We start from the raw sequence: 8,540 nt of genomic DNA, 5'->3' as shown, positions 1-8,540 counted from the left end.
TTTATGACACCCCCCAACCCGGGGGGGGGGTCTTTTTTGTCTCCCCGTCTGCTTTTTCCCCCCCCCCCCCCCCCGGGCCCCCCCCCCCCCCCGCGGGGCCGCCCTTCGGCGTCCCCGGTCCGCTCAACATCACAGTCGTACGACCAAACATGCCTGAATGCGGGTGATTTGCCCGTGATGGACCAGTGCGCCGCAACCGCGACCCGGCCCCCTCGTTCTAATCTGACGACTGTCATATCCCTGCGGCCACCCAGGATGGATCCTCATGTCAGCGGCACCGCCTGACAACGACGTGCTGTGGGCCCGAGGGATCGTCAAGTCCCATGACGGCACCCCCGCCCTGCGCGGCATCTCGATCGGCGTCCGCGAGGGCGAGGTGCTCGCCGTCACCGGCCCGCGCGGCTCCGGCAAGAGCACCCTGCTCGGCTGCCTCTCCGCGCAGCTCCCGGTCGACGAGGGCGAGGTCTGGTTCAACAGCGCCCCCGTGCACACCCTCGCCCGGGCCGGCCGCGAACGGCTGCGCCGCGACCGCTTCGGCTTCGTCGGCTCGGAGCCCCACCTGGTGCCCGAACTGACCGCCCGGGAGAACGTCGCCCTGCCGCTGCTGCTCGCCGGGGCCGGCAACAAGGCCGCCTACACCGCCGCCGACGAGTGGCTGGAACGCCTCGACGTCGGCGACTGCGCCCGGCTGCGCCCCGAGCGGCTGGTCCAGAGCCGGCGCCAGCGGGTCGCCGTCGCCCGCGCCCTGGCCCCGCTGCCGCCCGTGGTCTTCGCCGACGACCCCACCGCCCCGCTGCACCGCGAGGCCGCCGACCAGGTCATGCGGATACTGACCAGCGCGGCCCGGTCCCACCAGCTCACCCTCGTCCTGGCCACCCACGACGCCGAACTCGTCCGGTTCGCGGACCGCGCCGTCGCCCTCGTCGACGGACGGCTCACCGCCCCCGTCGCCCCCGTCCCCCGCGGCACCACCGCCCCCGGGGCCAACGGGGCGCCCGCCGTCACGGCCACCCGCCGCTGACGGCGCCGGGCCGCCGAACGCCGAGCCACCGAACGCCGCCGAGCCGCTGAAAGAGTCGACGTGTTCTATCTCCGTCTGGCCCGGGGCTACCGGGTGCCCGACCTCGGCCGCTGGCTGCTCACCGCGCTGGCCGCCGCCGTGGTCGCCGCCTTCCTGCTGCGCTCCCTCGGCCGGGCGATGAGCGACCCGGCCGGCGGCGCCGGCCCGCTGGCCCGGCTGCTCTGGTGCCTGCCCCCGCTCGCCGCCGTCGCCTGGTTCGCGGCCGTCGCCGCCCGCGCGGTGCCCGCCCGGCGGCCCGAGCGGATCGCCGGCCTCACCGCCGCCGGGGCCGGCTCCCACCGGATCCGGACGCTGATCGCCGGCGAGGTCGCGCTCGCCTCCACCCTCGGCAGCGTGCTGACCCTGCTGGCCTTCCTGGTGCTGCGCAACGACGTCGCCGGGCCCGGGCTCGCCCCCGACCTCGGCATGGGCGTGCCGCTGCCGGCCGCCGCACCGGTCGCCCTGCTCGCCCTGGTCCCGCTCACCGCCGGCACCGCCGCCGCCTGCGCGGTGCCCGTCACCGAGACCCTGCCCGGCGGCCGCACCCAGGCCCCGACCGGCTTCGGTGTCTGGCGGATCGCCCTGGCGACCGGACTGGGCGTCATCGGCGCCGCGCTCGAACTCATCGCCCTGCGCCCCGGCGCCGCCGCCGACGGCCGCCCGATCCACCTGCCCGCCGGGCTCGGCAGCACCAGCACCGCCGCCCTCGGCGGCTGGGCCGCCAGCGCGCTCGGCCTCGCCCTGCTCACCGGCCCGCTGCTGGGCTGGGCCGGGCGGCTGCTCGCCGTCGGACGGCCCACCCCGCTGCGGCTGCTGGCCGGGCGCGGGCTCACCGCCCAAGCCCGCCGGCTCGGCGCACCGCTGGCCGTGCTCACCCTCGCCGTCGCGCTGGTGCTCACCACCGTCCGCTACTGGATCGGCACGCCCGACAGCGCCGACGCGCTGCCCGCGGTCGAGGCCTGCCTGGTGCTCGGCTGCGCGGCCGCCGCGGTGGTCACCCGGCTCGCCGAGGTCCGCACCGACCGCCGGGAGGTCACCGACGCGCTGCTGCGCCTCGGCACCTCGCCCCGGCTGCTGTTCGGCGCGGTCGCGCTGCGCACCCTCGCGGTGGGCAGCACACTGCTGCTGACCGGCGGGGCGACCGCCGCACTGGCGGCCGCCGGCCTGCGCTGACCCGCGCCGCGCGCCTGGCGCCCGGCTCCTGTCCTAGCCCGCCGCGGCGAGCTGGCCGCAGGCGCCGTCGATCTCCTGGCCGCGGGTGTCGCGGACGGTCGTCGGCACGCCGTGCGACTGGAGGCGGCGGACGAACTCGCGCTCGTCCTCGGGCCGGGAGGCCGTCCACTTGGAACCCGGGGTCGGGTTCAGCGGGATCAGGTTGACGTGCACCCGGTGGTTCTTGATCAGCCGGCCGAGCAGGTCGGCCCGCCAGGCCTGGTCGTTGATGTCCTTGATCAACGCGTACTCGATGGAGATCCGGCGGCCGGACTTCTCCGCGTAGTTCCAGGCCGCGTCCAGCACCTCGGCGACCTTCCACCGGGTGTTCACCGGGACCAGCTCGTCGCGCAGCTCGTCGTCCGGGGCGTGCAGCGACAGCGCCAGACGGCAGCTGAGGCCCTCGTCGGCGAACCGGTTCATCGCCGGGACGAGGCCGACGGTGGAGACCGTGATGCCGCGCTGGGACAGGCCGAAGCCGTCCGGGGCCGGGTCGGTCAGCCGGCGGATCGCGGCCAGCACCCGGTTGTAGTTGGCCAGCGGCTCGCCCATGCCCATGAAGACCACGTTGGACAGCCGCGCCTCGCCGCCGGGGATCTCCCCCGCCTTGAGCGCGCGCATCCCGGAGGCGATCTGCTCGACGATCTCGCCGGTGGACAGGTTGCGGGTCAGACCGGCCTGGCCGGTGGCGCAGAACGGGCAGTTCATGCCGCAGCCGGCCTGCGAGCTGATGCACATGGTGACCCGGTCCGGGTAGCGCATCAGCACGGACTCCACGAGCGTGCCGTCGAACAGCTTCCAGAGCGTCTTGCGGGTGGCGTCGTCGTCGCAGGAGACGTGCCGGACCACCGACATCAGCTCGGGCAGCAGGCTCCCGGTGAGCTTCTCCCGGCTGGCGGCGGGGATGTCCGTCCAGCTCGCCGGGTCGTTCGACATCCGGCCGAAGTAGTGGTTGGAGAGCTGCTTGGCGCGGAACGGCTGCTCGCCCAGCTCGGCGACGGCCTCCTTGCGCTCGGCGGGGCTCAGGTCGGCGAGGTGTCGCGGGGGCTTGGCGCCGCGCGGCGCGACAAAGGTGAGTTCTCCGGGCTTAGGCATGGTTGTTCCAGTGTCGCAGACGCGCGAGGGCCCCGGACGCCAGGCGTCCGGGGCCCTCACCTCGTACGTCCCGCCCGGGCGGGTCAGCTGCCGACGAAGGCCGCCAGCAGCAGCCAGACCACCGGGGCGGTCGGCAGGAGCGAGTCCAGCCGGTCCATGATGCCGCCGTGGCCGGGCAGCAGCGTGCCCATGTCCTTGATCCCGAGGTCGCGCTTGATCATCGACTCGCCCAGGTCGCCCAGGGTCGCGGTGACCGCCGCGCAGCCGCCCAGGATCAGGCCCTGCCACCAGCTGCCGCCGTCGATGATCAGTTCCATCAGCAGCGCGCCCGCCAGCATCGACAGGCCGATGCCGCCGGCCAGGCCCTCGCGGGTCTTGCCCGGGCTGATCGTCGGGGCCAGCTTGGTCTTCCCGAACTTGTAGCCCACCGCGTAGGCGCCGGTGTCGCTGCAGATCGTCACGATCAGGAAGAGCACGATCCGCTGGGGGCCGTCGTCGGCCGCCAGCATCATCGCCACGAAGGTGGCCAGGAACGGCACGTAGAAGGCCGTGAACACGCCTGCCGTTATGTCCCGCAGGTAGTCCTCCGGCGGCTCGGCCATCCGCCAGACCATCACCGCCAGCCCGGTCAGCGCGAGCGAGGCGGCGGCCCACTGGATGCCGGACCAGTAGCCGGTGGCGACCATCGCGATGCCGCCCACGACCAGCGGGACCAGCGGCGCCTTGATCTGCTTGCGCTCGGCGAGCCGGCTGGTCAGCTCCCAGACGCCGACCGCGACCGCGGCCATCACGACGACCAGGAACAGCGCCTTCACCACGAACAGCGAGGCGATGATCACCGCACCGAGGCCGACGCCCACGCCTATGGCGGCCTGGAGGTTACGGCCACCGCGCTGCTTGCGCGGCTGCGGCTGCGGGGCGGGCTGGGCGGCCACGGGTGTCTCCTGCCCTGGGAGGGACGACGGCACGAAGCGGGGCTGCCCGGCCGCCAGGTGGTTCGCCGGCGGCGCGGGATGCACCGGTGCCCCCGGGTGCGGCGGGGTGCCGTGACCGGGGGCGGGGGCGGGGGCGGCGTCGTCGGATATCGCGCGCAGCACGACCGTCTCCGTGACGCCCGGCGGCGCCGGCTCGGGCTGTTCGTCCCGGAACAGCGGGCCGCTCAGCCGACCGGCCCCCCGGGCCTGCCCCTCGGCGGGGTCGGCCGGGCCACCGGTGGCGGGCCGCCCGTGGGCCGCGGGCCGACCGCGGCCGGCCGACCGACCGTGGTCGGGCGTGCCGGGCGGCGGGCCGGGCTCGGCCGGTACGGGAGGCATGACCTGAGTCTCCTCCGCGTCGCCGCCCCAGTACACCGGAGGCTGCTGCGGCTGATCCGAACGGAGGCCCGGCGCTCCCGGAGGGACGCCCGGCGTGCCCGGGGGCACGGCATGGCCGCCCGGGTGACCGGGATGTCCCGGGGCCGGCGCCGCAGGCCGCGCGCCGTACCCCGGCGCCGGGTGGGCCGGGACAGGGGCGGCCTGCGGGTGCGGCGCCGGGCGGTAGGGCTGGAACTGCTGGTCGGACGGGCCCCAGTAGCCGGGGGCGTCAGGGGCGTCGTTCATCAGACCTCGAGCAGCTCGGCTTCCTTGTGCTTCAGCAGCTCGTCGACCTGGGCCACGTACTTGGCCGTGGTGTCGTCGAGCTCCTTCTCGCCGCGGCGGCCGTCGTCCTCGCCGACCTCGCCGTCCTTCACCAGCTTGTCGATCGCGTCCTTGGCCTTGCGGCGCACGGCGCGGATCGAGACCTTGGCGTCCTCGCCCTTGGTGCGGGCGATCTTGATGAACTCCCGGCGGCGCTCCTCGGTCAGCTCGGGCAGCACCACGCGGATGATCGAGCCGTCGTTGGACGGGTTGACGCCCAGGTCGGAGTCGCGGATCGCCTGCTCGATGGCCTTCAGCGCGGTCTTGTCGAACGGCGAGACGACCGCCATCCGCGGCTCCGGCACCGAGAAGGAGGCCAGCTGGTTGATCGGCGTCACGGCGCCGTAGTACTCCGCGACGATCTTGGCGAACATCGCCGGGTGCGCGCGGCCGGTGCGGATGGCCGCGAGGTCGTCCTTGGCGACGCTGACGGCCTTCTCCATCTTCTCCTCGGCCTCGAGGAGGGTCTCTTCGATCACTGTGGTCTCCCTGTCCGGTTCATCTGCTGTTGTCCCGACCGGTGTCGGCGCGGCGGCCGGTCACGGCGCCGACGCCGTCCCGTACGGCTGGTTGCTGCTCAGGCCCGGACAGAATCCTGGCTGATGAGTGTGCCGATCTTCTCACTCTTCACCGCACGCGCGATATTGCCCTCCGCCAGCAGCTCGAAGACCAGCATCGGCAGGTTGTTGTCCTTGCACAGCGTGATCGCGGTGAGGTCGGCGACCTTGAGGTCGCGCGCGATGACCTCGGAGTACTCCAGCGCGTCGAACTTGACCGCGTCCGGGTTGGTCCGCGGGTCGGAGTCGTAGACGCCGTCCACGCCGTTCTTGCCCATCAGCAGGACGTCGGCGTGGATCTCCAGGGCGCGCTGGACGGCCGTGGTGTCGGTGGAGAAGTACGGCATGCCCATACCGGCGCCGAAGATCACCACGCGGCCCTTCTCCAGGTGCCGGACGGCCCGCAGCGGCAGGTACGGCTCGGCGACCTGGCCCATGGTGATGGCGGTCTGGACCCGGGTCTCGATGCCTTCCTTGACCAGGAAGTCCTGCAGCGCCAGGCAGTTCATGACGGTGCCGAGCATGCCCATGTAGTCGGAGCGGGCCCGGTCCATGCCGCGGACCTGGAGCTCGGCACCCCGGAAGAAGTTGCCGCCGCCGATGACCACCGCGACCTCGGTACCGGCACGGACGACGGTGGCGATCTCCCGGGCGATCGCGTGCACGACGTCCGGGTCGACGCCGAGCCCGCCACCACCGGCGAAGGCTTCACCGGACAGCTTGAGCAGCACCCGGCGGCGCGAGCCGGCCTTGGGGTCCTGCGCGGTCTCCTGCGTCTCCTGCATGGACTTCTCCTTTTTGCACCTACTGGTCACAGACGCGGGTGTGCGGATGCCCGGCCTGCGCGTACACGCGAGGAGGCCACTGCCGCGGGAACCGGTTCGGTGTCCTGCACGGCAATGGCCTCCTCGTCGTTCATGGTGCCGACGCGAGCCCGCCCGTTGGCGGTAGGCGCGGGGTGAGCCCGTTCGGCGTTCCTCCCGCCCCGGTCAGCGGGCGGGGGCGGTTCCCAGCGTAAGGGGGCCGGGGACCAGGTGGAACGTGGCTCAGGCGCCGACGCGGAAGCGGGCGAAGCGCTTGAGGGCGACGCCGTTCTCCTCGAGGACCTTGGCGACGGTCTTCTTGTTGTCCTTCGCGAAGGCCTGCTCCAGGACGGAGTTCTCCTTCACGAAGCCCGTGACGCGGCCCTCGACGATCTTCGACAGGGCGGCCTCCGGCTTGCCCTCCTCGCGGGCGGTGGCCTCGGCGACGCGGCGCTCGTTCTCGAGCTCCTCGGCCGGGATCTCCTCGCGGGACAGGTACTTCGGCGCGAAGGCGGCGATGTGCTGCGCGACGTCCTTGGCGACCTCGGCGTTCTCCTTGTCCAGCTCGACCAGGACGCCGACGGCCGGCGGCAGGTCGGGGCTGGTCTTGTGGAGGTAGACCGCGACGAAGCCGTCACCGTCGAACTGGGCGAAGCGACGGAAGACGATCTTCTCGCCCAGGGTCGCGTTGGCCTCGTCGACGAACTGCTGGACGGTCTTGCCGGCCTCGATCTCGGAAGCCAGGGCGGCGTCCAGGTCGGCCGGGGCGGTCTTCGCGACGTGGGCGGCGATGGCGTCGGCGACCTGGACGAAGTTGTCACCCTTGGCGACGAAGTCCGTCTCGCAGTTCAGCTCGACCAGAACGCCGGACTTCTTGTCCTCGGCGATGAGCGCGGCGACGGCGCCGTTGGAGGCGTCACGGCCCTCGCGCTTGGCAACGCCCTTCTGGCCCTTGATGCGCAGGAGCTCGACGGCCTTCTCGACGTTGCCCTCGGCCTCGTCCAGGGCCTTCTTGCAGTCCATCATGCCGGCGCCGGTGAGCTCACGGAGCTTCTTGACGTCCGCGGCGGTGAAGTTCGCCATGGTGTGAATCTCTTCTCGCGTCTCGCGTGTCTGCGTGGGGATGCGCCGGGACCGCTGGTTCGGTCCCGGCGCGGGAGAGAGGGGCACCTGCCGGCTTCGTACCGGCCGGTGCCCCTCACCCTTGGTACGTCAGGCCTGCTCGGCCGGCGCCTCGGTGGCGGGGGCCTCGACAGCGGCCTCCTCGGCGGCGGGGGCCTCGGCGGCGGGGGCCTCGGCGGCGGCCTCGGCGGGGGCCTCCTCGGCCTTCTTCTCGCCCTCGATGAGGTCCTTCTCCCAGGCGGCCAGCGGCTGGTCGGCGCCCGGCTCGGCCTTGGCGTCGCCCTTGGCGACACCGGCGCGGGACTTCAGGCCCTCGGCCACGGCGTCGGCGATCACGCGGGTCAGCAGGGTGACGGAGCGGATCGCGTCGTCGTTGCCCGGGATCTTGTAGTCGACCTCGTCCGGGTCACAGTTGGTGTCGAGGATGGCGACGACCGGGATGTTGAGCTTCCGGGCCTCGCCGACCGCGATGTGCTCCTTCTTGGTGTCCACGATCCAGACGGCGCTGGGAACGCGCTGCATGTCGCGGATACCGCCGAGGGTCTTCTCCAGCTTGTCGTGCTCGCGCTGGAGGACCAGGAGCTCCTTCTTGGTGAGACCGGAGCCGGCCACGTCCGAGAAGTCCAGCTCGCCGAGCTCCTTCAGACGCTGAAGGCGCTTGTAGACGGTCGAGAAGTTGGTCAGCATGCCGCCGAGCCAGCGCTGGTTCACGTAGGGCATGCCCACGCGGGTGGCCTGCTCGGCGATGGCCTCCTGGGCCTGCTTCTTCGTGCCGACGAAGAGGACGCTGCCGCCGTGGGCAACGGTCTCCTTGATGAACTCGAAGGCGCGGTCGATGTAGTTCAGCGACTGCAGGAGGTCGATGATGTAGATGCCGTTGCGCTCGGTGATGATGAAGCGCTTCATCTTCGGGTTCCAGCGGCGGGTCTGGTGACCGAAGTGGACGCCGCTCTCCAGCAGCTCCCGCATCGTGACGACGGCCATTGCCGTACTCCTTGGTGTTACGGCCCGGCAG

8 protein-coding genes are annotated in these 8,540 nt (G+C 72.7%); 2 read left to right on the top strand and 6 right to left on the bottom strand.

What is annotated here, in order from left to right; genetic code table 11:
• The first annotated feature begins 265 nt into the window (after positions 1-265).
• Positions 266-1,021, top strand: coding sequence for an ABC transporter ATP-binding protein (locus ACFCY1_RS38115; RefSeq protein WP_049651896.1), 756 nt, complete (start codon positions 266-268; stop codon positions 1,019-1,021).
• A 60-nt stretch (positions 1,022-1,081) separates the two neighbouring features.
• Positions 1,082-2,233 carry a hypothetical protein gene (locus tag ACFCY1_RS38110; protein WP_074001526.1) on the top strand — a complete coding sequence of 384 codons (1,152 nt, stop codon included), beginning with the start codon at positions 1,082-1,084 and terminating at the stop codon, positions 2,231-2,233.
• Positions 2,234-2,266: 33 nt separating this feature from the next.
• Here ACFCY1_RS38110 and rlmN read toward each other — a convergent pair whose 3' ends face one another.
• The 6 genes from rlmN to rpsB form a co-directional block, all read right to left on the bottom strand.
• Entirely contained in the window at positions 2,267-3,367 is a 1,101-nt protein-coding gene (gene rlmN / locus ACFCY1_RS38105) for a 23S rRNA (adenine(2503)-C(2))-methyltransferase RlmN (protein ID WP_074001525.1), read from the bottom strand.
• Positions 3,368-3,450: 83 nt separating this feature from the next.
• On the bottom strand, positions 3,451-4,680 hold the full coding sequence (locus ACFCY1_RS38100) for a phosphatidate cytidylyltransferase (protein ID WP_375877491.1): 1,230 nt from the start codon (positions 4,678-4,680) through the stop codon (positions 3,451-3,453).
• A 284-nt stretch (positions 4,681-4,964) separates the two neighbouring features.
• Positions 4,965-5,522 (bottom strand): ribosome recycling factor, encoded by a 558-nt coding sequence (gene frr, locus ACFCY1_RS38095; protein ID WP_049657639.1) that lies wholly within the window; start codon positions 5,520-5,522, stop codon positions 4,965-4,967.
• A 98-nt stretch (positions 5,523-5,620) separates the two neighbouring features.
• Positions 5,621-6,385: a UMP kinase gene (gene pyrH, locus ACFCY1_RS38090; RefSeq protein WP_030056790.1), complete on the bottom strand. Its 765-nt coding sequence runs from the start codon at positions 6,383-6,385 to the stop codon at positions 5,621-5,623.
• A gap of 261 nt (positions 6,386-6,646) precedes the next feature.
• Positions 6,647-7,486 carry a translation elongation factor Ts gene (gene tsf / locus ACFCY1_RS38085; protein WP_074001524.1) on the bottom strand — a complete coding sequence of 280 codons (840 nt, stop codon included), beginning with the start codon at positions 7,484-7,486 and terminating at the stop codon, positions 6,647-6,649.
• A 129-nt stretch (positions 7,487-7,615) separates the two neighbouring features.
• Entirely contained in the window at positions 7,616-8,509 is an 894-nt protein-coding gene (rpsB, locus tag ACFCY1_RS38080; RefSeq protein ID WP_375877490.1) for a 30S ribosomal protein S2, read from the bottom strand.
• Between the last annotated feature and the right edge of the window lie 31 nt (positions 8,510-8,540).

Origin of the sequence: Kitasatospora sp. NPDC056273 (assembly GCF_042268845.1) — a bacterium.
Taxonomy (GTDB): Bacteria; Actinomycetota; Actinomycetes; order Streptomycetales; family Streptomycetaceae; genus Kitasatospora.
Note: the sequence above shows the minus strand (reverse complement) of the source record. Positions and strands in the feature narration are given on the sequence as shown.

Coding starts and splice junctions, on each gene's coding strand:
- rpsB (WP_375877490.1), bottom strand. CDS start 8,509: ATGGCCGTCGTCACGATGCGGGAGCTGCTGGAGAGCGGCGTCCACTTC.
- rlmN (WP_074001525.1), bottom strand. CDS start 3,367: ATGCCTAAGCCCGGAGAACTCACCTTTGTCGCGCCGCGCGGCGCCAAG.
- pyrH (WP_030056790.1), bottom strand. CDS start 6,385: ATGCAGGAGACGCAGGAGACCGCGCAGGACCCCAAGGCCGGCTCGCGC.
- ACFCY1_RS38100 (WP_375877491.1), bottom strand. CDS start 4,680: ATGCCTCCCGTACCGGCCGAGCCCGGCCCGCCGCCCGGCACGCCCGAC.
- tsf (WP_074001524.1), bottom strand. CDS start 7,486: ATGGCGAACTTCACCGCCGCGGACGTCAAGAAGCTCCGTGAGCTCACC.
- ACFCY1_RS38115 (WP_049651896.1), top strand. CDS start 266: ATGTCAGCGGCACCGCCTGACAACGACGTGCTGTGGGCCCGAGGGATC.